The 24,660-nt window shown below is 43.2% G+C and carries 28 protein-coding genes; all 28 read left to right on the forward strand.

Annotated elements, in window-relative coordinates:
- The first annotated feature begins 2 nt into the window (after positions 1-2).
- Positions 3-1,064 (forward strand): M42 family metallopeptidase, encoded by a 1,062-nt coding sequence (locus ADU24_RS05605; RefSeq protein ID WP_053365702.1) that lies wholly within the window; start codon positions 3-5, stop codon positions 1,062-1,064.
- A 75-nt stretch (positions 1,065-1,139) separates the two neighbouring features.
- Positions 1,140-1,991, forward strand: coding sequence for a M55 family metallopeptidase (locus ADU24_RS05610; protein ID WP_053365703.1), 852 nt, complete (start codon positions 1,140-1,142; stop codon positions 1,989-1,991).
- Positions 1,992-2,107: 116 nt separating this feature from the next.
- On the forward strand, positions 2,108-3,034 hold the full coding sequence (locus ADU24_RS05615) for an ABC transporter permease (RefSeq protein ID WP_053365704.1): 927 nt from the start codon (positions 2,108-2,110) through the stop codon (positions 3,032-3,034).
- A gap of 1 nt (position 3,035) precedes the next feature.
- The gene (locus tag ADU24_RS05620; protein WP_053365705.1) at positions 3,036-3,977 is read left to right on the forward strand and encodes an ABC transporter permease; all 942 of its coding nucleotides are present in this window, start codon (positions 3,036-3,038) and stop codon (positions 3,975-3,977) included.
- 12 nt (positions 3,978-3,989) lie between these two features.
- Positions 3,990-5,006, forward strand: coding sequence for an ABC transporter ATP-binding protein (locus ADU24_RS05625; protein ID WP_053365706.1), 1,017 nt, complete (start codon positions 3,990-3,992; stop codon positions 5,004-5,006).
- Positions 5,006-6,007, forward strand: a complete 1,002-nt coding sequence (locus tag ADU24_RS05630; protein WP_053365707.1) for an ABC transporter ATP-binding protein — start codon at positions 5,006-5,008, stop codon at positions 6,005-6,007. Before ADU24_RS05625 ends, ADU24_RS05630 begins: the two co-directional genes overlap by 1 nt.
- A 21-nt stretch (positions 6,008-6,028) precedes the next feature.
- Entirely contained in the window at positions 6,029-7,666 is a 1,638-nt protein-coding gene (locus tag ADU24_RS05635; RefSeq protein ID WP_053365708.1) for a peptide ABC transporter substrate-binding protein, read from the forward strand.
- Between the two features lie 75 nt (positions 7,667-7,741).
- Positions 7,742-8,113, forward strand: a complete 372-nt coding sequence (locus ADU24_RS05640) for a DUF3899 domain-containing protein (RefSeq protein ID WP_053365709.1) — start codon at positions 7,742-7,744, stop codon at positions 8,111-8,113.
- Between the two features lie 292 nt (positions 8,114-8,405).
- On the forward strand, positions 8,406-8,975 hold the full coding sequence (locus tag ADU24_RS05645) for a hypothetical protein (RefSeq protein WP_053365710.1): 570 nt from the start codon (positions 8,406-8,408) through the stop codon (positions 8,973-8,975).
- 182 nt (positions 8,976-9,157) lie between these two features.
- Positions 9,158-9,676, forward strand: a complete 519-nt coding sequence (locus ADU24_RS05650) for a helix-turn-helix domain-containing protein (RefSeq protein WP_053365711.1) — start codon at positions 9,158-9,160, stop codon at positions 9,674-9,676.
- 27 nt (positions 9,677-9,703) lie between these two features.
- Positions 9,704-10,666, forward strand: coding sequence for an alpha/beta hydrolase (locus ADU24_RS05655; RefSeq protein WP_053365712.1), 963 nt, complete (start codon positions 9,704-9,706; stop codon positions 10,664-10,666).
- A 239-nt stretch (positions 10,667-10,905) separates the two neighbouring features.
- Positions 10,906-11,352: a hypothetical protein gene (locus ADU24_RS05660; RefSeq protein WP_053365713.1), complete on the forward strand. Its 447-nt coding sequence runs from the start codon at positions 10,906-10,908 to the stop codon at positions 11,350-11,352.
- A 2-nt stretch (positions 11,353-11,354) separates the two neighbouring features.
- A complete protein-coding gene (locus ADU24_RS05665; RefSeq protein ID WP_053365714.1) occupies positions 11,355-11,579 on the forward strand; it encodes a helix-turn-helix transcriptional regulator in 225 nt (74 codons plus the stop codon).
- Positions 11,580-11,612: 33 nt separating this feature from the next.
- Positions 11,613-12,305: a DUF4386 domain-containing protein gene (locus ADU24_RS05670; RefSeq protein WP_053365715.1), complete on the forward strand. Its 693-nt coding sequence runs from the start codon at positions 11,613-11,615 to the stop codon at positions 12,303-12,305.
- A gap of 272 nt (positions 12,306-12,577) precedes the next feature.
- Positions 12,578-13,339 (forward strand): SDR family NAD(P)-dependent oxidoreductase, encoded by a 762-nt coding sequence (locus ADU24_RS05675; protein ID WP_053365716.1) that lies wholly within the window; start codon positions 12,578-12,580, stop codon positions 13,337-13,339.
- A gap of 106 nt (positions 13,340-13,445) precedes the next feature.
- Positions 13,446-13,865 carry a nucleoside 2-deoxyribosyltransferase gene (locus ADU24_RS05680; RefSeq protein WP_053365717.1) on the forward strand — a complete coding sequence of 140 codons (420 nt, stop codon included), beginning with the start codon at positions 13,446-13,448 and terminating at the stop codon, positions 13,863-13,865.
- A 63-nt stretch (positions 13,866-13,928) separates the two neighbouring features.
- Positions 13,929-14,861 (forward strand): TRM11 family SAM-dependent methyltransferase, encoded by a 933-nt coding sequence (locus ADU24_RS05685; protein ID WP_053368798.1) that lies wholly within the window; start codon positions 13,929-13,931, stop codon positions 14,859-14,861.
- A 342-nt stretch (positions 14,862-15,203) separates the two neighbouring features.
- Complete coding sequence (locus tag ADU24_RS05690) at positions 15,204-15,494, forward strand: hypothetical protein (RefSeq protein WP_231689570.1); 291 nt, start codon at positions 15,204-15,206, stop codon at positions 15,492-15,494.
- Positions 15,495-15,496: 2 nt separating this feature from the next.
- Positions 15,497-15,721 carry a helix-turn-helix transcriptional regulator gene (locus tag ADU24_RS05695; protein WP_053365718.1) on the forward strand — a complete coding sequence of 75 codons (225 nt, stop codon included), beginning with the start codon at positions 15,497-15,499 and terminating at the stop codon, positions 15,719-15,721.
- A gap of 34 nt (positions 15,722-15,755) precedes the next feature.
- The gene (locus ADU24_RS23505) at positions 15,756-15,977 is read left to right on the forward strand and encodes a hypothetical protein (protein ID WP_053365719.1); all 222 of its coding nucleotides are present in this window, start codon (positions 15,756-15,758) and stop codon (positions 15,975-15,977) included.
- A 34-nt stretch (positions 15,978-16,011) separates the two neighbouring features.
- Complete coding sequence (locus tag ADU24_RS23510) at positions 16,012-16,209, forward strand: DUF4386 family protein (protein WP_231689676.1); 198 nt, start codon at positions 16,012-16,014, stop codon at positions 16,207-16,209.
- Positions 16,210-16,667: 458 nt separating this feature from the next.
- On the forward strand, positions 16,668-17,864 hold the full coding sequence (locus ADU24_RS05705; protein ID WP_197277477.1) for an ATP-grasp domain-containing protein: 1,197 nt from the start codon (positions 16,668-16,670) through the stop codon (positions 17,862-17,864).
- Between the two features lie 22 nt (positions 17,865-17,886).
- Entirely contained in the window at positions 17,887-18,273 is a 387-nt protein-coding gene (locus tag ADU24_RS05710) for a CotY/CotZ family spore coat protein (protein WP_197277478.1), read from the forward strand.
- A gap of 489 nt (positions 18,274-18,762) precedes the next feature.
- Positions 18,763-19,977, forward strand: a complete 1,215-nt coding sequence (locus tag ADU24_RS05715) for an ATP-grasp domain-containing protein (RefSeq protein ID WP_053365722.1) — start codon at positions 18,763-18,765, stop codon at positions 19,975-19,977.
- Positions 19,978-20,004: 27 nt separating this feature from the next.
- Positions 20,005-21,042, forward strand: coding sequence for a YheC/YheD family endospore coat-associated protein (locus ADU24_RS05720; protein WP_053365723.1), 1,038 nt, complete (start codon positions 20,005-20,007; stop codon positions 21,040-21,042).
- The gene (locus ADU24_RS05725; protein WP_053365724.1) at positions 21,039-22,424 is read left to right on the forward strand and encodes a Mur ligase family protein; all 1,386 of its coding nucleotides are present in this window, start codon (positions 21,039-21,041) and stop codon (positions 22,422-22,424) included. Before ADU24_RS05720 ends, ADU24_RS05725 begins: the two co-directional genes overlap by 4 nt.
- Before the next feature lie 285 nt (positions 22,425-22,709).
- Positions 22,710-23,540, forward strand: coding sequence for a GNAT family N-acetyltransferase (locus ADU24_RS05730; RefSeq protein ID WP_053365725.1), 831 nt, complete (start codon positions 22,710-22,712; stop codon positions 23,538-23,540).
- Positions 23,541-23,660: 120 nt separating this feature from the next.
- Entirely contained in the window at positions 23,661-24,482 is an 822-nt protein-coding gene (locus ADU24_RS05735; protein ID WP_053365726.1) for a nitroreductase family protein, read from the forward strand.
- Positions 24,483-24,660: the final 178 nt, after the last annotated feature.

The following is a 24,660-nucleotide window of genomic DNA, read 5'->3' on the forward strand; positions in this document are numbered from 1 at the left end:
CATTGATTGAACTGTTAAAAACACTGACAAGCTTATCCGGGCCATGCGGGTACGAGCATTCCGTATCCTATTTCCTGAAAGAATATTTGCAGGACAGGACAGACGAGGTCCAGATTGATCCAATCGGAAACGTGATTGCCAGGAAAAAAGGCACCGGACGAGGCCCGAAAGTGATCCTGACCGCCCACATTGACGAAATTGGCTTTATCGTCAAAAAAATCGAGCCGAATGGGTTGTTGAGATTTGAGAAGTTGGGTGGGAATGATGATCGGATCCTGTTGGCGCAGCCTGTCACAGTGATGGGGAATGAAGGCTTGCTATCCGGCGTCATTGGGACAATGTCCGCGCATTATGTGAAGTTCGATGATGCATCAAAAGTGAGAAGGCACAGCCAATTGTACATAGATATCGGTGCTTCTTCAAAAGAGGAAGCTGAGCAAATGGGCGTGGAAGTCGGAACGCCAATTACCTGGGGAACAGATTTCGTAGTTTTCGGGCCGGAACAATCCCCAAAAGTTCGCGCCAAATCGCTTGACGACCGGGCAGGCTGCGCAGTCCTCCTTCAGGCGCTTGAAGAAGTCCGGAACGAGGAGTTTGCGGGGGAGCTCATTTTCCTTTTTGCCGTCCAGGAAGAAGTAGGCTTAAGAGGCGCAAAGACAGCTTCGGAACATCTCCGGGCCGATGCGGCGATCGCCGTAGATACAACCGCTGTCAGCGATACTCCCGAAGAAACGATGGATCAGAGCCTGGGGCTAGGACGGGGCACCGGAATCAAGGTGATGGATTTCAGCCTTATCGTCCATAAGACAATGAAAGATACGCTTGTAAAACTAGCGAAGGAGCAGAACATTCCTTATCAGCTTGAAGTGTTCCCGGGAATCGGCACGGATGGCGGCGCCGTCAACTATGCAAACAAGGGAATTCCAACTGGCGTTCTGTCCATCCCATCACGATATGCCCACTCGCCCATAGAAGTTATTGACATGAAAGACCTCGAAGCCACAAAGGACTTGCTCAAAGCATTTATCCTTAGTCTAGAAGAAAATCAGAAATTTGAATTTTAGTAGTGAAAGAGAGCAGTGTAAAACCCTCTCTTTATCTTAAAAAAACAAAATATTCGTATTATGGGGGAATGAAAAATGAAAATCTTTATTTCAGCGGACATGGAGGGAATTTCTGGAGTAGCTACAAACCAGCAGCTGAAAACACCATCGGAATACCAGCGTTTCCGCAAACTGATGACAGCGGATGTAAATGCTGCCGTTGAAGGGGCATTTAACGGGGGAGCGACAGAGGTAGTTGTAGCGGATGGGCATGGAAACATGTCGAACATCATCATCGAGGAGCTCGACCCGCGCGCCCGCCTCGTATCAGGAAACAACAGGGTGATGTGCCAGCTGGAAGGGCTTGATGAATCATTCGATGGCATCATGTTTGTCGGCCACCACGGCCGTGAAGGCGGCTCCGATGTAACCGTGATTAGCCATACGCTCGCCGGGATTTGTGTTGAAGAAATGAAAATCAACGGAAAAGTCGTCGGCGAAACAGAAATGAATTCGTATGTGGCCGGTTCGATGGGAGTTCCGCCGTTGTTCATCAGCGGTGATGACGCGTATGTAAAGGAAGTACAGGAAACCCTGCCGGAAGTGGAAGGAGCCGTAACCAAAAGGGCTGTTGACCGCTTCGCAGCCGAGCTTCTCCATCCCGAGGTTGCGCGGAAGGAAATCCGTGAAAAAGCCGAAGCGGCTGTTAAAAAAGTGAAGCAGGCAAAGCCGCTTGTGATCGGCGAAGGCCCTGTTACATTTGATTTGAAATTCAAAGGTCCTCAGCAGGCAAAAATGACAACGACCCTGCCAACCGTCGAACTGACCGGACCAAAGAGCATCCGCTTTACATGTGATGACATGGTCACAGCCTACAAGCATATGTGGGGCTGCGTTATCATCGCGATGACAGCCACAAACGGAGTTCTTGGATCGGTGAATGCGTAAAAGTTTAATGAACTAACGCGTTAATTGGAAAGAAGAGTTGCAGTTTCGAGATAGATTAGCGGAATATACGGGGATTTTTCCCCCAACAAAAATTAAAAGCAGCGAGGTGAATGGAGATGTACATTGTCAAAAGGCTGTTAACGATGCTCTTGACGATCTGGGTCATTATCACGTTAACCTTTGTCATCATGAAATTTATACCGGGAGATCCATTCGCATCGGATGCGGATGTCCTGCCGGAGGAAGTTTTGCAAAACATCCGGGCGAAATACAATCTGGACAAGCCTCTGCCGGTCCAGTACGCCCTTTATATGAAGAATCTTGCGATGCTGGACCTCGGCCCGTCCATTAAATCACAGACCCGATCGGTGAACAGCATCATCGCTGACGGGCTTCCCGCTTCAGCAACCCTGGGAATTCAAGCACTCACCATCGCTCTGTTCTTTGGCCTTCTGCTCGGGATCATCGCGGCGCTGAACCATAATAAGCCAATCGATTTCCTGGCAATGATGATTGCCATCCTCGGCATCTCGGTGCCAAGCTTCATATTGGCGCCGTTGTTAATCAAGTATTTCGCAGTCGAATGGCGGCTGCTCCCGGTTGCTTCATGGGGAAGCTTCCAGCACAGCATCCTGCCATCTCTGGCGCTTGCAGCCTCGCCAACGGCAGTAATCGCGCGCTTTATGCGGTCGAGTATGATTGACGTCATGAACCAGAACTACATCAAGACAGCCAATGCCAAAGGCCTCTCCACACCTCGGCTAGTTATCAAGCACGGAATCAGGAATGCGATCCTGCCGGTTATTACCTTTATCGGTCCGTTGGCGGTGGCCCTAATTACAGGGACATTCGTCATCGAAAAGATTTTTGCAATTCCTGGCCTTGGAAAGTATTTCGTTGATAGCATCTTTAACCGGGATTATCCCGTTATCCTTGGGACAACAATCTTTTTCAGTACCATCCTTGTGGTCATCCTGTTCCTGATTGATATTTCCTACAGGCTTATCGACCCAAGAATCAAACTGACGAGCGGAGGGAAGTAACATGGGGGCAAAAAAAATAGAAAATGCGTTGTTTGTTCCTGTCTCCCCAGAAAAAAGAATTGTTGACCCAATCCAGCGCCCGTCCCTGAGTGTCTGGAAAGAAACCGCGATAAATATCATGAAAAACAAATTGGCTGTCCTCGGCATGTCGATTCTCGTCGTCATCTTGTTCTTTGCCATTTTCGGGCCAAAAATGGTTCCCTATAGCGCTTCGGGCCAGGACCTGACGAATGGGAACATGGCCCCCGGAAAGCATTGGTTTGGAACCGATGACCTTGGCCGGGATATGTGGGCGCGCACATGGTACGGGGCACGGGTCTCGCTCACAATCGGTTTTGTAGCAGCCTTGATTGACCTCGTACTCGGAGTCACAATCGGAGGAATTGCCGGATATATGGCCGGCCGCAGCAAGAAGGGCGACCGTGTCGACAACATTATCATGAGGGTTATCGAAGTTCTTTACGGAATTCCTTACCTTTTGATCGTTATTTTGCTGATGGTCATTATGGAGCCTGGCGTCATTTCCATTATTATCGCCCTGACCGTTACCGGATGGGTCAGCATGGCGCGGATTACGAGAGGTCAAATCCTGCAATTGAAATCACAGGAATATGTAATGGCCGCGGAAAAGCTTGGGACGAGCCATGCAAAAATCATCCTGCGGCACCTTTTGCCAAACGCGCTCGGCATCATCATTGTTAACCTGACATTTACAATCCCGCAAGCCATTTTCGCCGAATCATTCCTTAGCTTCCTCGGACTTGGCGTACAGGCGCCGTTCGCAAGCTGGGGGACGATGGCGAACGACGCGCTCGGAGTCATTTTAAGCGGACAGTGGTGGAGGCTGTTCTTCCCTGGGTTCATGATCTCCCTAACAATGTTTGCATTTAATGCATTCGGGGACGGACTGCAGGACGCCTTGGACCCAAGAAACCGGAAATAGGAGGGAGCAATTGTGAGCCATTTACTCGAAGTAAGAAACCTCGAAGTGAACTTTAAAACATACGGCGGCGAGGTAAAGGCAGTCCGCAATGTTTCCTTCCATGTGAATAAAGGCGAAATTGTCGCCATTGTGGGAGAAAGCGGAAGCGGAAAGAGCGTCACTGTCCAGACAGTCATGGGGCTCATCCCAACACCGCCTGCGATGATCAAAAATGGGGAGGTCCTTTTTCAAGGAAGAGACCTTCTAAAGCTATCAAGACGTGAAATGCAAAAAGTGAAAGGGTCAAAAATCAGCATGATCTTCCAGGACCCGATGACATCACTTAACCCAACGATGAGAATCGGCAAGCAAATTGAAGAAGGACTGATTGTGCATCAGAAGCTCGGGAAGTCGGAGGCAAAGCAGCGGGCGATCGAGATGATCCGACTCGTCGGTATCCCGAACCCGGAAGAGCGGTACAATCAGTATCCTCACGAATTCAGCGGCGGAATGAGGCAAAGGGCGATGATTGCCATCGCGCTTGCCTGCAACCCTGAACTGCTGATTGCCGATGAGCCGACAACCGCGCTTGATGTGACCATACAGGCGCAGGTTCTTGATTTGATGAGGGATTTAAAAGAAAAGACTGATACCGCCATCATTCTTATCACGCATGACCTTGGGGTTGTAGCGGAAACTGCGGAACGGGTTATCGTCATGTATGCCGGAATGATGGTAGAAAGCGGCACAGTCCGCGAACTTTTTGAAAATCCCCGCCATCCGTACACATGGGGGCTTATGGAATCCATACCAGATCATACAAGCAATGAAAAGGAGCGGCTGGTCCCGATTGAAGGAACTCCGCCGGATCTCTTTTCGCCGCCAGCGGGCTGCCCTTTTGCCCCTAGATGCAAATACGCAATGGAAGTCTGCCTTTCTGAAATGCCCCCGGCTTTCGAGACAGAAACCGGGCATTATGCAAGGTGCTGGCTAAATGACCCAAGAGCCCCGAAGGCTGAAGACCTTGTGGCAGCAGGGAGGGAAAACTAATGGCCAACTTACTCGAGGAAGCCGCGGAAAAGCAGTCCGCCGCATCCGATACGCTCCTTAAAGTCGAGAATCTGAAGAAGTATTTTACTATCAAAAACAACCAGACCGTTAAATCGGTCGATGATATTTCGATTGAAATCAAGCGAGGGGAAACGTTTGGCCTTGTCGGCGAATCAGGGAGCGGCAAGTCGACACTCGGTAAAACGATTGTCGGCCTGCAGGATCCAACAGAAGGCAGAATGTTTTACAACGGAGCTGACCTGAGCACGCTCGGACGAAAGGAAAAAGCAATTGCCAATCGGGAAATGCAGATTATTTTCCAAGACCCCCATGCTTCCCTCAATCCAAGGATGCGAGTTGGCGACATAATCGCCGAAGGCATTGACGCCCACGGCCTCGCAAAGGGAAAAGAAAGGCACGAGCGGGTCTATGATTTACTTGAACGTGTCGGCCTCCGCCCCGAGCATGCGCGAAGGTATCCGCATGAATTCAGCGGGGGGCAGCGGCAGAGGATCGGGATTGCTAGAGCGCTAGCCGTGAATCCAAAGTTCATCGTTGCGGATGAACCGATTTCAGCGCTCGATGTTTCCATCCAGGCACAGGTAATCAATCTGATGGAGGACCTGAGGGAACAGGAAGGATTAACTTACTTGTTCATCGCGCATGACCTCGGGATGGTAAAGCATATCAGCGACCGGATCGGTGTGATGTATTTAGGGAAAATGATGGAGCTCGCGACGAGCAACGATCTGTTCGCCGAGCCGCTCCATCCATACACACAGGCATTAATGTCCGCGATTCCTGTCGCGAAACCAGGCGCCGCAAAAAGGGAAAGGATTGTGCTGCAGGGGGATCCCCCGAGTCCGGTCAACCCGCCGAGCGGCTGCCGATTCCGTACGAGATGCCCGCATGCCATGTCCATTTGCGCCGAAGTGATTCCCGATTTCAGGGAAGTTCAGCCGGAGCATTGGGTGGCGTGCCATCTATATAATGAAAGATAAACACCAAAGGAGGAAGGGAAAATGAAGAAATGGTTTTGGATGCTAGCTGCCATTATGGTAATCAGCTCTGTTTTAACTGGCTGTTACGGCGGCGGAAATCAAAATTCATCCTCGGGKTCGGGGTCGAAGGATAGCACAAAGGGAGTTAAGCAGGAACTTGTCCTCAATGCGATTAATGAGCCTCCTGCATTGGATCCGGCAATGGCTACGGATACAACCTCCGGATGGATTTTGGATCACACGTTTGAAGGCTTGTACACAAAAGACAAGGATGGCAAGCCGGTTCTTGGTACAGCGAAAGACGTCAAAGTTTCCGATGACGGCAAAACGTATACGTTCACCATCCGTGACGATGCAAAATGGTCTGACGGCTCACCGGTTACCGCGCATGATTTTGAGTACAGCTGGAAACGGACGATGAACCCGGAAACAGGCGCGCAATTCGCTTTCTATATGTATTACATCAAAGGCGCTGAAGATTTTAACAAAGGAAAAGGCACAATTGATGATGTTGGACTAAAAGCAACAGATGACCATACCCTTGTCGTCGAGCTGAACAATCCACTTGGCTATTTCGAAGAGCTTTTGACGATGTGGACATTCTATCCTGTCAAAAAGGACCTTGTCGAACAGAACGAAAACTGGGCAGGGGAAGCGGACGGCTATGTCAGCAATGGCCCATTCAAAATGACACAATGGAAGCATGACAGCCAGGTTGTCGCGGAAAAGAACGAAAACTACTATGACAGCAAAAAAATCAACCTGAAAAAGGTTACCTGGAAAGTCGTTAATGACGCTACAACTTATTACCAAATGTACAAAACGGGCGAGCTTGACCTGATTCAGACGCTTCCGACAGATGTTGTCGAACAGGAAAAGAGCAACAAGGAGTTCAAAAACGTCCCTTACTTTGGAACCTATATGTACATGTTCAACGTAAGCAAAGAACCATTCACCAATGCGAAAGTACGCCGCGCATTTGCTATGGCAATTAACAGGGAACCTTTGACGAAAAACGTTACAAAAGCAGGGGAAACCCCGGCTTATGCATTTGTTCCTCAAGGAGTGGAAACATCAAAAGGCGATTTCCGTGAAGTCGGCGGTGAATATTTCAAAGAAGATAACGAAGAAGCGAAGAAACTTTTACAAGAGGGAATGGCAGAAGAAGGCTGGAGTACGCTTCCTCCTGTAACCGTAATCTACAACACGTCCGAAAACAATAAGAAAATCTCCGAGGCGGTCCAGGAAATGCTGAAGAAAAACCTAGGCATTGACGTCAAGCTGGCGAACCAGGAGTGGAAAACGTATCTCGATACAACGCTTCAGGGCAACTTCCAGATGGCGCGCATGGGATGGATTGGCACATTGCTTGATCCGGTTGTCATCCTCGATTATTACCTCGGCGACAGCCCGAACAACCGTTCACGCTGGGTAAATGAGGAATTCGATAGCCTGATGGCACAGGCAAAGGCTGAACAGGACCCGGACAAGCATTTTGAACTCCTTCACCAGGCAGAAGATATCCTGATGGAAGAGCTTCCGTTTATTCCGGTTTATCATTACACGAACACATACTTGACCTCACCCACAGTCAAGGATGTTGTGTATCCTTTCAACCGCTATCCAAACGTGAAGTGGGCGAAAAAGGTTTCTGAATAAGTAGCAATTTTGTAAATCAAGCAGGGGAAAGCGCTCTGGTCGCTTTTTCCTGCGTTGGTTAAAGGAGGGACTATGATGGCCAAAAAATGTGCAGGTTTTCTTCTGATCATTATTGCATGGCTAATTGCAAAGTTCGTGTTGTCTTTGGCTTGGATAGAGATTGTTAACAGTTCTTTTTTGGCGGGCATCAGCTTCCTCTTGGCCAGCGCGATCTTTTTGATTTTAAAAACAGGATTCCTTACCTTGTTTTTGGAAGGCTTTAATAAGCTCGGTTCATTCATCTCGCCAAAGTCCAGGGCGATGGAACGGGAAGACGAGCGGGCGAGGGAGGATGAAGGGCTTGCGGAATTCAAAGGAAGCCTGCTTCGTCACCTGATTACCTACACTTCGTTAATCGGCTTAAGTTCCGTCAGCGTTTCATTGCTTGGATTGATTTTCTACTATTAAGAACCGGCCCAATCAGGTTCAGTTAACCTGGTGGGCCGGTTTTTTTGAAAATATTACAGTTGGTTTTGGAATTTATCGGGCACTTTTTTGAATATATCCGGGAATTTTTCATTTTATCGGGCACTTTTTCGGAGATATCCGGGAATTTTTAATTATATCCGGAACTGTAACTTTTTAGACACAATTGAAATCAGGGGCCAGAAGAAGCGGGAATATGGTGGCGAAACTTTTTTATCCGGGCGATACATGGTATAACGAGATATATAGCCGGATTAAAGGAGATAATTGAACAATGCTGAAAACAAACATGGAAAAACGTTTACAGAAAAACGAGCCCTTATTTGCGGAAGAGATAGCATATGCCGAAAAGCATGGCCTAGTACAGCCAGGGGCAGTTAGCAAAAGGAACTCAGCCGAGCGCTTTCAGGAAGCCTACATCGAACTGAGTGATAAGGAAACGGAGCAAATGGTTTCAAACGACGGAACGGAATTATTGCAGCAGCCGGTTTCTTTTTTAAAAAAGAACATGAATCAATTCATATATGTAGAGTCGAAATGGTTTGAGCTGGTCGATGTTGACGCAGTGGTCATTGAAGTGGATGATGTTTTCCGGAATTATCAGGCGCTGCTCGGATTAAGACTCCAGAAGAAATACGCTGATTCCTTGAACAAGCTTTTACAGGAGAAGTTCGAATTTGCCAAAACTGACTACAGCCTCATGTTTGACGGGGGCGAAGGAATCTTTAACTTTAATTTCTCGCTTGAAGCGTTGAAAGAATTCGATGAAGGACGATCAATTGGGGAGATATTAAACCTTGTGTACGGATTTTTATTTAATCTGGCGGAAGAAGTGGAGCAGTAATCTTTGAAATTTAAGCAATGCGTTTCCTCATTGGAAATGACATTGCTTTTTTATTGGAAAAATATGTTGACATGTAAAACAGTTTGAATTATTATCAATAGTGATAATAATATCAAAAGCTTATTTTTTTTACACTAATGTTATCATTTTTGATAATGAACATCAGAGGAGTGTTATTCAGAATGGATTTTGATCGTACTAAACTTATTCTGCACCCAGTCAGGATGAAAATTCTCCAGTCACTGGTAAATGGCCGGCATCGAACAGCTTTTGAACTCCTCGAGCATATCAAGGATGTACCCCAGGCAACACTGTATCGCCATTTGAACAAACTGCTGGAAGCGGGATTTATTGAGGTGGTTCAGGAAAACCAGGTAAGGGGCACCGTTGAAAAAGTATATGGCTTAAAACAAACCGCTCCGACAAAGGTAGACAGTATAAGCAAAGAGCAGCATTTGGAGTTGTTTTTCACCTTTATGGCGCAATTAATGGGAACGTATGAGCAATATTTATCGACTGATTTCGATTTGCAAAGGGACGGCGTTACCTACCGCGTGGCCAGAATGCATCTGACAGATGAGGAATTCATGGAACTTGCCCAAAATATGGGGCGCCTGATTGGTGAGGCAATGAAGAATGAGCCATCGGCCGAACGGACACCACGAAATCTTGCGACGGTTGTCATTCCGGAAAAAAATTAAGGTAGAAATGTAATGGAGGGGATTGGAATGGAAAAAGAGGTTGAGTTTGGGGAGAAAAATCGAATGTTTGGAACATTGGCATTGCCAGCGGGTGAAGGGGTACACCCTGCCATAGTGATCATTGCGGGATCAGGGCCGCTCGACCGGGATGGAAATGTTGCAAAAAAGCTTACGACGAACCTTTATAAGGAGCTAGCCGGCTTCTTCACTGGCCTTGGATTTGTTACTCTTCGCTATGACAAGCGGGGAACAGGCAAGCGGGAAGGCGACTGGATGGCTGCCGGAATGTGGGATCTCGTGGAAGATGCCCGTACTGCGGTTGAATTCCTTCAAGCCCACCCGAATGTGGATAAGGAAAAGATCATTGTAGCCGGACATAGTGAAGGAACAATCCTTGCTACCGCTTTGGGTGCCTCAATGCCACTCGGTGGAGTTATCTTCCTATCAGGCGGGGTCGACAATTTACCTGAAGCATTAAGTAAGCAGAGGGAGCTTGGAAGCAATGAATTGCTCGCAAAGCCTGTTCTCGGGAAGCTCCTTAAGTTTTTAAATGTTGCACAAAAAAGCGAAAAGTCGGCAGCCAAGATGATGGAAAAATTCAAACAGTCCAAGGAAGACATTGTTAAAGTCCAGCTCTTCTTTAAACAGCCGGCAAAATGGTACAGAGAACATATCGCATTTAACACCCGCGAAGCGTTAAAATCCATGAACTTTCCCGTCCTAGCCATGGTCGGTGACAAGGACGCTCTGGCGGATAAAGAAGTGCTATCAGAACTTCCATCCCTCGTACAGGGGAAAGCCGATTATTCGATTATTAAGGACATGGAACACGGCTTGCGCATACAGACTGAGGAACTCAGCATTTTAAAATCAGGAAAGAGATTCAAGAAAATCCTAAAACGACCGCTTCATCCAGACGCATTGGCAAAACTTGAAGGCTGGCTGAATGAAAATTACCTGGGTAATAATCAAAAAGAGAATGTAGGATGAACTAATGTTGGCATGGGTTAAGGATAGTGGGGAGATTGTGCAGGAGTACGGGAGATTTTATTCTCCCGTATTTTTGGTGTAGATGAACATGAAATGATTGCAATAAAGTTAGGATGGCCTATTTTTTAAAAAAAGGCGGAATTCTCTGTAAATTACAGTTGACCTAATGTAAAGTTTAGTTTACATTTAGTATATAAAACTATACTTTAAGTAAAATAAATTAGACAAGAGGTGAATGTATGACGTATCAAGAAAAGAAAAGCATTGTGTCATTGATTAGCACGATCCTCATTTTTACAGCGTATTGCTTGTATATGTATCCAAGGCATCCTGGAGGGGGGTTGGAATCGTCGGAAACCTTCCACTATTGGGGTTCCTTCGTCCTTATCCTGACTTTGTTTTCAATCGTTGCTCAAATTATAATCAGTATTATTTTCTCGATCTTTTTTCGAATAACTACCAGAGAAAAGGTGCCGTCTTTTGAAGATGAGCTCGATAAACTAATTGGTTTGAAGGCATTCCGGAATGCATTTTTCGTATTTGTCCTAGGCTTCCTTTTCTCAATGGCATCTTTGGTCTATTTTCAGCCTTCACAATTGATGTTCATGATTCTGATTGCGTCAGGATTCCTTGCAGACGTCACTGGCTCCATGACAAGGCTTTATCATTACAGGAAAGGAGTGTAACCGTGGGTAAAAATCTTGTCGGCAATCATATCCGCAAATTACGATTCAACCATGATGAAATGACTCAGCAGCAGCTCGCTGACAAGGTCGGTGTCACCCGGCAGACGATTGTGGCACTTGAAAAGGGAAACTACTCCCCATCCTTGGAACTTGCTTTCCGCATCGCCCGAGCCTTTAACTTGCCGCTGGAAGAAGTATTCTTTTATGGGGAAGATCCAAACCTGTAAAATCATTTGAATCAATAGAAAGTAGGGGAGCAAATGAGTTCAGACAAGAAGGCGGCAAAAATTGTTGGGTTCCTGTTCATACTTGCGGCGGTCACGGCGGTAATTGGCCTTAAATTATATGACCCTATCCTCATAGGGCCGGATTATCTGGCAAAAGGGTCTGAGCACACCAATCGGGTCGTCCTAGGGGCAGTGATGGAATTGATGCTTGTAGTTTCAGTGGTTGGCACCGCAGCGACGATGTTCCCGATTTTAAAGAAATATAACGAGACAATTGCGCTCTGGCATGTCTGCTTCAGGTTCCTTGAAGCGATTGTCATCACCGTCGGCATAATCAGTGTGCTATCCCTGTTGACCTTGAGCAGGGAATTCGTAGCAGCAGGAGCCTCAGTCGATGCCGCTTCTTTTCACGCTTCAGGTACAGTGTTAAAATCAATCCACGATTGGACATTTATGCTTGGTCCCCTTTTCATGCTCGGCATCAATACAATGATGTACAGTTATATCTTCTACAAAACCAGGCTCGTACCCAGATTCATTTCAACCCTGGGCATTACCGGGGCAGCATCTGTTTTCATTTGTGCGTTGTTGGTCATGTTTGGAATCATTGAACAGATATCTGTTTGGGGCGGCATCCTGGCCGTACCCGTAGCAGCCAACGAAATGATACTGGCAGTATGGCTATTAACAAAAGGATTCAATCAATCAGCACCCGCATTGCTCTAAAAAGCGAACAGTGCCTGTCACTCACCGAAACATCTAGTTTCACAAGATGTTTCACGGATGAACGAGAACATCGAAAAGCCGCTTGCTGAGCAGTAGGAGGGGCTTTTTACTATTGATGTGATATTTTTAAAAGTTTGGGTTAAAATTGAGGACCTCGTAAAGGGACTTTCTATTTTTTATCAAAATCACCATTACGAGCGTTAGTTGCCAGATAAACTTTTGAAAAGGGTATAATGAACCTAGTTTTTAATTTGAAAAGGAGTAATTTTACGATGGATTTGCACTTGCATGGAAAGAATGTACTCATCACGGGCGGATCGAAAGGAATTGGAAAGGCGATTGCCAAAACATTCGTAGCAGAGGGCGCGAATGTTGCGATTTCAGCCAGGGGTAAGGAAGCGCTGGAACAGGCAAAGGAAGAACTTGGAGGCAACGTTTCTATTTTACAAGCGGATATTACCAAACCAGACGAGCGGGAAAACCTTATCACTTCCTTTGTTGAAAAATACGGAAAAATTGACGTCCTAATCAATAATGCAGGCGGAAGCAATGGCGGGAAAGCAACCGAAACAGATATGGATTTATTCTACGAAGCAATGGAGTTGAATTACTTTTCTGCTGTCCACCTAAGTAAATTGGCTGTGGAAGATATGAAAAAGAAGCAATCTGGTTCAATTGTTAATATTACATCCATTTTTGGAAGAGAGAGCGGGGGAAAGGTTACCTATAACAATGCGAAATCCGCACTGATCAGTTTTACAAAATCGCTGGCGGATGAGGTGATTTCCGATGGAATCAGGGTTAATAGCATCGCCCCAGGGAGCATATTGCACGAAACAGGCAACTGGAAAAAACGCCTTGAGGCAGACCCGGAAGGCATAAAAGGATTTGTGAAGAAGGAAATACCCTCCGGCCGTTTCGGTACCCCGGAAGAAATTGCGAATGTAGCAGTGTTTCTCGCTTCTGAAAAAGCATCCTGGATTGTTGGCGCCAGCATAAATGTAGACGGCGGGCAATCGAGAATGAATTTTTAAGGAACTTAGATAATTTTTTCCGCCTATATGGGTGAAATCATTACAGTGTACTGTAACAAAGGTAAAATAAATTTTTTGGTTATATACCGCTTTGGAGGCTCTAATGATGAAAAGAGTATATTTAGCTAGTCCGTTTTTTAATGAAAAAGAGATTGGATACTTGGAACAGGTTGAAGAAATTTTGGAAGATAAAGGCTTAAGGCTGTTCTCGCCATTTAGGCACTCTAGCGAGGCAGAGTTTGGCTCTCGCCAGTGGTCGATTGAAACATTTATGGATGATATTAAACACATAAAATGGGCTGAAGTTGTTGTCGGCATCTATCATGGAAACTATTCCGACAGCGGTACAGCCTGGGAACTTGGCTACGCGTATGCAACCGACAAGCCTGTCATTGTGGTACATGTTGGTGAAAACAGTAACCTCATGGTACATGAAGGCGCGCATGCAAATATTACTTTAGAAGAACTTAAAGAGTATGACTTCGATCAAATGGCCAGTTCTTTTTATAAAGGTGCAATGCGCTAATGGAAAAATAGATAATGGTGATTACTATTGAACAGCAAAATAGTTGTAAGGGACAATTGCGGAATGAATGAAACTAACTATATCTATACGTTTTCGAGTTATGAGGGAGAACGTTCGCTCATGTTTTTGGAGATGCGGTCGTTTTTTGGCTGCGATTCGCAAATCGGTTTTTTGGAAAGCCATGTAAAAATAGACCCAAGCCGGAGTCCGTTCATTAAAGAACGGATTTCCGTGTTGAATGAGGGAACCAGTTTAGAAGAGCTCCTTAAAGAAGTCGGGTTGCTGCCGGCTTTCGAGGAATCGTTTAAAGTCAGGTATGTGAAGAGTGCCGGGGTGGCAAAAACGTCCGATGAACGACGTGCTATTGAAAAAGAAGTTGGATTGCATATTAATGGCCGGGCGAATTTGCACACTCCGGACAGGGTATTCGGGGTCATGAATTTAACCGACGGACGATGGATACTGGGAGATTATATTAAAAGCGAGCCGATCTGGTACCATCACCAGCAGAAGCCGCACAGTTATTCGACCGCGCTCAATACGCGGGTCGCGAGGGCGGTGGTAAACATCGCGATACCAAATCCAGAAGGAATCAAGGCTATCGACCCATGCTGCGGGATAGGGACCGTATTGGTTGAAGCCTTATCAATGGGGATCGATATCGCAGGGAGCGACAGAAACCCGTTGGTCCTTGGCGGGACGAGGGAGAATATCGCGTACTTCGGGTATGCCTGTGAAGTGAAACTGAAAGATATGCTCGACATTACCGAGCACTATGACGTGGCAATTATTGATATGCCATATAATTTGTGTTCGGTCATAAGCCCCGGACAGCAGCTCGAGATGCTTCAAAGCGCCCGCAATTTTGCCAAGAAAGCCGTCATTGTCACCGTCGAACCGGTTGATGAAATCCTCATCCAGGCGGGATTTTCAATAGCGGACAGTGCAGTCGTGACGAAAGGATCATTCAAAAGGGAAGTCATAGTGTGCTTTTAAAAACTTTGGATTGAACACAAGGTGCTCTCATTGGCCTTGTGTTTTTATTTTGGAAAGTTTTATTCTCTTTGCAGTGTTTGAAATGTTTTCTTAAAATCTGTAAATTTTGTTTAACTTTATGTAAAGTTGGTTTTACATTTAGTATATAGAACTATACTTTAATTAAATTAGACAAGGATTAAATACATGACGTATCAAGAAAAGAAAAGCATCGTATCGTTGATTTGTACGATTCTCATCTTTGCTGGTAATTGCCAGTATATGTACCCTCGGCATCCGGGAGGGGGGCTCGAATCGGCGTAAACCTTTCATTACTGGGGTTCCTTCGTCCTTATCCTGACCTTGTTTTCAGTCGTTGCGCACATCATCATCAGCATTATTTTTAATATTATTTTTCGAATTACGACCAAGGAAAAGGAACCGAACTTTGAGGATGAACTCGATAAATTAATTGGTTTGAAGGCATTTCGAAATTCATTTTTCGTGTTTGTCAGCGGTTTTCTTATTTCAATGGGATCACTTGTTTTTTATGAGTCGTCACAGGCGATGTTCATCATCCTGGTCGTTTCAGGATTCCTTTCCGATGTGTTCGGCTCCATAACACGGCTTTATCATTACAGGAAAGGAGTGTAATCGTGGGTAAAAATCTTGTTGGCAATCATATTCGAAAATTACGATTCAACCATGATGAAATGACTCAGCAGCAGCTCGCTGACAAGGTCGGGGTCACCCGGCAGACAATCGTGGCACTTGAAAAGGGAAACTACTCTCCATCATTGGAACTCGCTTTCCGAATCGCCCATGCCTTTAACTTGCCGCTAGAAGAAGTATTTTTTTATGGGGATGATCCAGAGCTGTAAAATTCGTTCGAATCATTCTAAAGTAGGGGAGCAAATGAATTCAAATAAGAAGGCGGCAAAAATTGTTAGGTTCCTATTCATAACGGCTACGGTTACGGCGGTAATCGTCCTTAAGCTTTACGATCCTATCCTGATAGGGTCTGATTATCTTGCGAAAGGTTCCGAGCACGCCAACTGTATCGTGTTGGGGGCGGTTATGGAACTTATGCTTGTCGTTTCGGTGGTTGGCACTGCAACGACGATGTTCCGATATTAAGGAAGTATACCGAGACAATTGCGCTCTGGCATGTTTGCTTCAGGTTCCAATTGAAGCGATTGTCATTACGGTAGGCATAATCAGTGTTCTGTCCCTGTTGACCTTGAGCCGTGAATACGTAGCAGCAGGAGCTTCGGTCGATCCCGCTTCTATTCATGCTTCAGGTACTGTGTTAAGAGCAATCCATGAATGGATGTTTATGCTGGGTCCCCTTTTCATGCTAATACGATGATGTACAGTTATATTTTTTATAAAACTGGCTCCTAACCAAAGGATTCAATGAACCGACACAGAAAACCGAACAGTGCCTGTCACTCCCCGAGTTTTCTTGATACACAGAATGTTTCACGGATAAATCGCCACACCAAAAAGCCACTTGCTGATGATTAGCAGGTGGTTTTTACGTAAAAGGTTTATAAAATCGGTCACCATAATAAACGGTCAATGCGACCAAAAAAGTGTCCCTGCGGGCTTATCGCAGGGACATCGCCTTCATCAATCTGCCTTGGAGAATCAAGATGATTGGCCACAGGGCGCCTTCAATGTTTGTATGCATACTGGAAATAAAGGTGAAGATTTATAGTTTTGAAGCAAGGACGTTAGCCTATACTAACCAAAATATCCGGGCATATCATACAAAATAAGAAAATGTGCAAATGAAAGGCGTCGTTCAAGTATATGAAGGCCATCGTGTTTATTGAATCAACTAAGTATGGAACCAGTAAAGATGCGGTGAAGGCAGGAAAAAAGTTAGGATACTCTATCCATTTAATCTCAAATCGCAAGTCATCGCAGGAATTTCCAGAAGCCGATTATGTTCATTTAACAAAAGAACTTAAAGAGGATCTTTTAATTGTGCTAATAAAAGAAATTAGGAAAGTGTACGATGTAAAAATTATTATCAGCTTTGTTGATTCATATGTGTACCTGGCAGCTAAATTACATCATTTTTTCTGTAATCAAAACATTTCACCACATGTTATTAATATCATGCAAAACAAAGTGTTAACAAGAGAGTTTTTTCAATCTAAGCCATATTCCCCTTACTATACGATTGTCAAAAGAGAAGACCCAATCAATAAAGTTATGTATCAGATTAAACACAAATATCCTCTAATTCTAAAATCCCCTTCATCTACAGGATCAAAAGATGTTTACCTGGTTAACAGCGAAACACAAATGAAAAATCGTATACATTTTCTTAGAAACCGAAATTCAAATGAAGATTTGATTATTGAAGAATATCTGATAGGGCCGCAATATTTAGTGGAAGCCATTGTGCATGAAGGAATAATTCAAATCGTTGCAGTAATTGAACAAACGATCACCCTGCATACGAAATTTATCGTGACAGGTTATCGTATAGTACCAAAAGCAGAAGATGATATACACTCGAGTATTTCTATATTTACAAAACGTGTTCTTAATGATTTAGGAATGAAGAATGGAAATTGCCATTTAGAGGTACGTTTGGTAGATGGTGAGTGGAAAATTATCGAAATTAATCCCAGAATGTCCGGCGGGGCAATGAATAGATTGCTCTATGAAACCTATGGGTTTGATTATGCTGAACAGATTTTAAAACTATATATGGGAGAGCAGCCGTCAATAGAAAGAAAATATGAACGTTCTGTTTATTTACAATATATTACAGTAAATTCGATCGGAAAACTTCTATCCGTATCGGGTGTTGATCAGGCAAGAGGTCTGCCGGGAGTAATTGAAGTCTTAATTAATGCCAAAGAGGGTCAAGTTTTATCTCCTCCTCTTTCAATGGGACATCGCTATGGGATTGTGATAGCAAAAGGAGAGTCGTGTGATGAAGCGAAGGCTAATGCAATGCGTGCTTCAGAGAATATTACATTTGAATTGATTCCTATTTCGTAGGATAACAGGAGGGGGAATGGAAGTGGCTGATTATAACAATAAGCCGCAAAGCCCATTGTGCAATATATTAGAAATGATAATTGAAAAAAAGGAGGTCATACCCTTTTTTCTTATAACACCAAGTTGCAACATATTTAATGCAGTAATAGTTAATGACTGTTTTGGTACTGTATCCTCACCAGTTTTTACGATAAAAGAATTAAATAGGAAGTCCGGATGCCTTGTACTAACTATCCTAATACCCATCGATATGGAGGGGTGTCCCGTTGATATAGGCTCGGATTTGTATTCGCTCCTTTTAACAAGTCACCATATTACTTTGAATTTGGATGTGGTATGTGGAATTATTCCATTGCCGACTGAATTAATCAATAGATATTTACCTATAATCGAGCCGAAATGTAAATAGCCTAAGTTTCATTACCAAGTACTATTCGTTTATGAACAATTTATAAATATGAATAAATTCCTCTCCCATAAATATCCATACTGAATTGCAAGGCAGAGTCCATTTTAATGAAGAGCTTCAAAATGGATTCTTTTTTTTCAGTATAGTCCTAATAAACAATCCCCTAAGTGCGTTCTTTCCAGTTTTTCTCGTAACCCATTTTAGATTAGTAAAATTTTTTCAACATTTAAAGCGTGGTCTCTAACAAACTAAAAGATTCGCTTCAATCCATAACGCAGGGAATGTAATATGCCCCAGTCAAGTTTTAGATTAAAGAATAGGATAGTAATGGGTAAACCAGAAGAAGGCTGTGCTAGGGACTAGAGACTGCTCCCTCATTCATGTCTTAAGGACCTAGTTTCATTACTACGTTGATAATGCCGGTAACGGCGCTTCATTTGCAAGAAAACACACCATCCCTATTCACCTTTTAAAAGGAGCTGCCAATCTATGAGGACAGTTGTATTTATAGGTTTAAAAAAATCAGGCTCGTGCAGGGAGGCGGTCCGAGCTGCTGAGAAACTTGGTTATTTTACTGTAGTTTTTACAAATCAACAGAAACATCTATCCCAGAGAAATGAATTCCCAGATGTTCATAGAATGATATTGGATGATCTTAAAGATATGAAGGCGATGAAGGAGAAAATAGAAATTCTACAAACAAAGGGGTTCGTAATCGACACCATAGTAAGTTTTATTGATCCCTATGTAAGTATCGCTGCTCACCTTTGTGAACAATTATGCAGTAAAAAAATTTCAACTCCCGCCATCTCTAAAATGGAAAACAAAATAGAAACAAGGAAAGCCTTGCAGCATACGGAGTTTGGTATCAAACATGCCATATATGACAAACAGGAAGACCTAGGTGCTTTTATGGGAAAACATGCTTTGGACTACCCCGTTATTATTAAATCTCCTGGTTCAACAGGTTCAAAAGATGTATTTAAAGCTGAAGATGAATCAGAACTGAAAAGATATGTAGCGAAACTGCAAAAAAAATCTCTGGATACGCCGATTTTATTTGAGGAGTATATTGAGGGTCAACAATATCTTGTAGAAGTGCTTGTTTACAATAATCAAGCTTACATTGTTGCAGTAATTGAACAGGAAATACCCAAGAGGGAACGGTTTATTATTACAGGATATTCTTTGTTGAACCAGTTGCCTAAGGAGATACATGACAGTTTGTGCAATTCAGTCCGTTCAATTATTGATACATTACAATTTACTAATGGTTCATGCCATTTTGAATTACGCCGCCATGAAGACCGATGGAAGGTTATTGAAATTAATCCTCGTATTTCTGGAGGAGCAATAAATAAGATGATTGAAGCTGCTTATGGTTTTAACTTCGTTGAACAAATTTTGAAAGTTTGGCTTGGAGAAGAGCCATCCCTGAAGCATAAGCATGAATGCTTTGTGTTTACACAGTATATTACGGTATCTGCAAAAGGAACCCTTCAGAAGGTTACCGGGAAAGAAAAAGCTCTTAAACACAAAGGGGTAGTGGACGTTTATATAAAGCCAAGGAAAGGTGCTTATTTGCAGTCCCCTCTTTCAATGGGACACCGCTATGGTTATGTTATGGCAACTGCGTCTAACACGGAAGAAGCTAGGAAAATAGCAAAAACAGCAGCAGAGGAAATTAACTTCCACTTAAACTAACAACAGTTTGGAGGATAAAAGCCACTTATGGTCACAATTGGAATGCTACACTACCGTAAAGATCCAGAGAAGGTGAATAAAGTTTATGCCTATGCTGCTGCAGCGAAAATGGAAGGTGTTAACTTTTTCTACTTTACTCCTGGTAAAGTCAACTTGGACAAAAAGCAGATTGTAGGACTTTTTTATGAAAAGGGTAGGTGGGTTGAACGAGAAGTAGGATATCCTGATGTGATATTTAATGCAGGAGGTACGCTTACATCGAAGCAGGATGAAATTGTCGATGCACTAGAAAAAGAAATTCCGTTTACTAGCCATGCCATCGGAGATAAAATGAGCGTCTATTATCGGATAAAAAAAAGCGGGAAATTTAGTCAGTATTTAATTCCTTCAGAAAAGGTTGAAAGGATACAAACTATTTTTTTGTACCTGAATAACTATAACTCAATTATTATCAAGCCTGTTTCCGGGGCTAAAGGAGAAGGAATCATATTTGTAGAGAAGAGGGGGGAGAATTATTCCTTAAAAGCTGACGACATTGAACATAATTTTTCAAAGGAAGAATTAGATGATTGGATTGCTGAACTGCTTATCCGAGATGAAGAATACTTGGTACAGCCGTTTATCCGTTCGGAGACAAAGAGAGGATTAGCGTTTGATTTTCGCCTCCATGTACAAAAGAACGGCCAAGGAAAATGGGTGAATACAGCTATATATCCTCGCATTGCTGATACAGGAGTTGTTTCTAACATCAGCTATGGAGGATATACGAGTATTTTAGATGGATTTTTAAGAAAGCAGTTTGATGAAGAATTTTATAATGTCAAACGCTATTTGGAAAACTTCGCCATACAATTTTCAACCCACTTTGACAGTCTATATGATGAGCCGTTAGATGAATTGGGAATCGACATAGGAATGGATGAGAACCAAAAAATTTGGTTATATGAGGTCAATTGGCGCCCCGGTGCACCTGTTCTTTTCTATTTAGAAATGGATATAGCAAAAAGAGCAATAGAATATGCTGTCTATTTAGCAAAACAAAATGGGGCAGGTGAGAACAAATGAAAGCCCTGCAATTAGTGGATATAATAACCGCTATAGGAGTGAAACCGAAAAAAGTCCATGAAGGAGTTTCTATAGTAAAAGTCATTCATGACTCGAAACATGCTAATGATCATACATTGTATTTTCATATTAGGAAAAAGGATATTCTGGATGGGGATAAGCTGAAAAAATATAATCACCTTTATATCGTGACTGACTCTCCATTTGACAATATGGAAAAAATGAAGTTTGAGCAGATTATCATGGTAGAGGATATATTTAGCACGTTCTACAAGTTTACTTCCTACTACCGTCATATGTTTAACATCCCTGTTGTAGCTATTACCGGTACCTGCGGGAAAACAACGACGAAGGAAATGCTGAAACATATTCTGCAAACAAATTTTACTGTCCAGGCTACAATTGGAAATAGAAACAGCAGCTACTTTAATCTCCCTTATCTGGTGGGTATTACAGAAAAAACCGATATTGCAGTAATTGAAACAGGGGTAGCAGAACCCGGTGACATGGTAGAAGCATGTAATTATTTTTTCCCAACTATCGGGATCATGACCATGATAGATACAGATCATACGGATGAGTTCCCTTCCTTCGAGGACTATGTTGCCGAAAAAGAGAAGCTAATCCATGGACTTGATGAAAAAGGGACACTTATTATTAATATAGATGATTCCAATATTTCTTCTATGAACTTCTCAATTTTCAAAGGGAAAATTATCACCTTTGGCAAAAGCGAAGGTGCTACTTTTCAAATAAAGGAGAGTCATTTTCATAAGTCTGGTATGGAGTTTACCCTGATCCATCAAAAGAAAGAATACATCGCGTTTATACCGGGAATAGGGGAACATAATGTATACAACGCGGTAGCTGCAATAGCGGGAGCAGTAGAGGCAGGTATAGATATCACGGCCTCCATAGAAAGGCTCGCTTCTTTTCAACATTTAAGATCTCACTTTGAAATAATACAACTACCAAATCAAATCACGTTAATTGATGATACATGGAAGTCAAACCCCCCTTCCTTGGAAAATGGGCTGCGTTTACTGGGGGAAATTTCAGTACCATCTCAACGGAAAATTGCTGTCCTGGGAAGAATGGGACCGTTGGGACAATACGCGGATGAAAAATATAAAAAAGTCGGTCGCTTACTGGTTGAAATAGGGGTAAATAAACTTATTACCAAGGGTTTTATTGGAAAAGAAATTGCTAAAGCAGCTCTTTTAGCAGGCATGAGTAAGCGGGACATCCATCATTATACCGATACTCATGATGTTCAAGATTTCTTGGAAAAAATTCTTAAGCCAAATGATATTGTCTATTTTAAAATTTGGAGAGACGACTCGTTTGGGGATGTCATTAAACATTTGAAAAATAAAAATTGAAATTTTTAAGGGTGCATGACTTCAATAAATGTAGTGCATCCTTTTTTTCATTGAGGTTGGCGCAAAGCTATTAACTTTCCGAAACAACCAGTCTTTCGAAATGAACCCTAGGTAACCAAAAAAATGCCCAGTACACCCAGAAGGAACCGGACCCAATGATCAGTGTCACTCGTAGTCCATTTTCACGATTAGAGAAGTCATTGTTTGAATTTAAAAAATGTATTGCTATTATAAACGCATAGCCCATTTATCGTATAGTGCTCGAGGGTGTTGGGGGGTATTTTAATGATTTATGAAATAAATAAAAACGACTTTTATAAATGCAAAAGTTTACCAAATCAACGAGGGCAATTAGAAGTTAAAGCTGTCATTGAAGGAATGAATCCAGGCCGTATTTTTGTGGACGATCTCGCTTCTCCTACTTCCGGACTTGTATGGTTAGGCAATAATGATGGATTTATTTTTATCGGAAATGAAGAAAATGAACTGTTCACTTCCAAAATAGATCATTTTATTGACACCGTTATTAAACCTGATGCAAAGAAAGTGGGATTAAGTTGGTTTGAAGGAATGGGGAATCACCCAAAATGGAACAAGATTATTGAAAAGATGTTTGAACATCGAAAGTTAGGAAGCTGGAACCAGAAGGTTTATATGCTGCAAAACGGGGACTATAAAACTGAGAATGAACCCGTCCTTGAACAGGGATATTCTATAATAAAGATCAGTAAAGCTTTCTATGAAAATAGTGAAAAGGAAATGAACAATATTGAATTCCTGCACTCGAAAATCCTAGAATACTGGTCTTCGCCTGATAACTTCTTTCATAAGGGGACTGGTTATTGTATCGTTCATGAAAAACACATTGTGGGTGTCTGCTTTTCTGGTTTTGTCGTTGGAAATGTACATTGTGTGGACATTGAAACGTTAGAGTTTTATCGAGGAAAAAAATTAGCTCAAAAGATTGCCCACTGTTTTGTAAAAGATTGCTTGGAAAATGGTTTGGTTCCGTATTGGGATTGTATGGAAGCCAATAAGCCATCTATTGCAATTGCAGAAAATTTAGGGCTTACCAATGTATTTAACTATACAGGATATGAATTTCCGTTTGATTAATAGTGTTCCGCCTTTTTAAAATAGGCGGATTTTTTTGAAATTAAATTTCGTAAAACGAAATTTTTCTATTCAGAACATTCGCATTAAGTGGTATAGTTCTTTTTAGAAGGAGTGATTTCATTGGAATTCAACGAGGTACTTTTTGGGCACAGGTCAATACGGGAATACGAAGACCGGGAAGTGAGCCAGGAACTGCTGGATTATATTTTGGATGCGGGAATCCGAGCATCTTCCAGCGGCAATATGCAAACGTATTCAATTGTCGTCACAAGAGACAAAGAGCTTAGGAGAAAACTCTATACGGCACATATGGAGCAGTCGATGGTCGTTGATGCGCCGGTCCTGCTAACATTTTGTGCCGATTTTAATAGGATGAGAAAATGGCTCGCACTCAATGATGCACCTGTCCATTTTGATAATTTCATGAGCTTTATGATTGGAGCGATTGATGCAACCTTGGCAGCGCAAAACTGTGCCCTGGCAGCGGAGAACGCGGGGCTGGGCATCTGTTATATGGGCTCGACGCTTGCAAATTGCGACCAGATTGGCGAGCTGCTGAACCTGCCGCCGAATGTCGTCCCGGTTGTCGGGTATTCACTTGGCTATCCAGCCGAAAACCCCGCACCGCGCGATCGATTGCCAAGGCATGGACTCGTCCACTATAATACATACCGCGATTATTCAGATGAAGAGATTCTCGAAATCTACAAGGACCGAAACGAAAAGGGATGGGACCGCTACATGTCCAACCCAAGGCTTAAGGAAATGACCGAACGGCTTGGGTTGAAAAATCTTGCCCAAATCTATACGATTGCCAAGTACACGAAGGAATCCCATATCGAATTTTCGCAGACAGTCCTAAACTACCTTGAGAAGCAGAATTTTATGGAGAATGAGTGGAACGGGGAGTTGCAAGCAGAGCGCCAGTTAAAAGGGAAATAATAGTTTCTATATAGAAAAATGAAGCAAGGGACAAATCAGATAACGCTTTGGTTTTCGAGTACAAAAACTTAATTTGCACACTAATTAGCAGTCCAATTCGTAACTGAATTGGACTGCATCTTTTTATGAATATATAAGATTTCTATGCGTTTTATGGCGTATTAGCACTCGAGTTCGC

The organism is Bacillus sp. FJAT-27245 (assembly GCF_001273955.1).
GTDB lineage: Bacteria > Bacillota > Bacilli > Bacillales > Cytobacillaceae > Bacillus_D.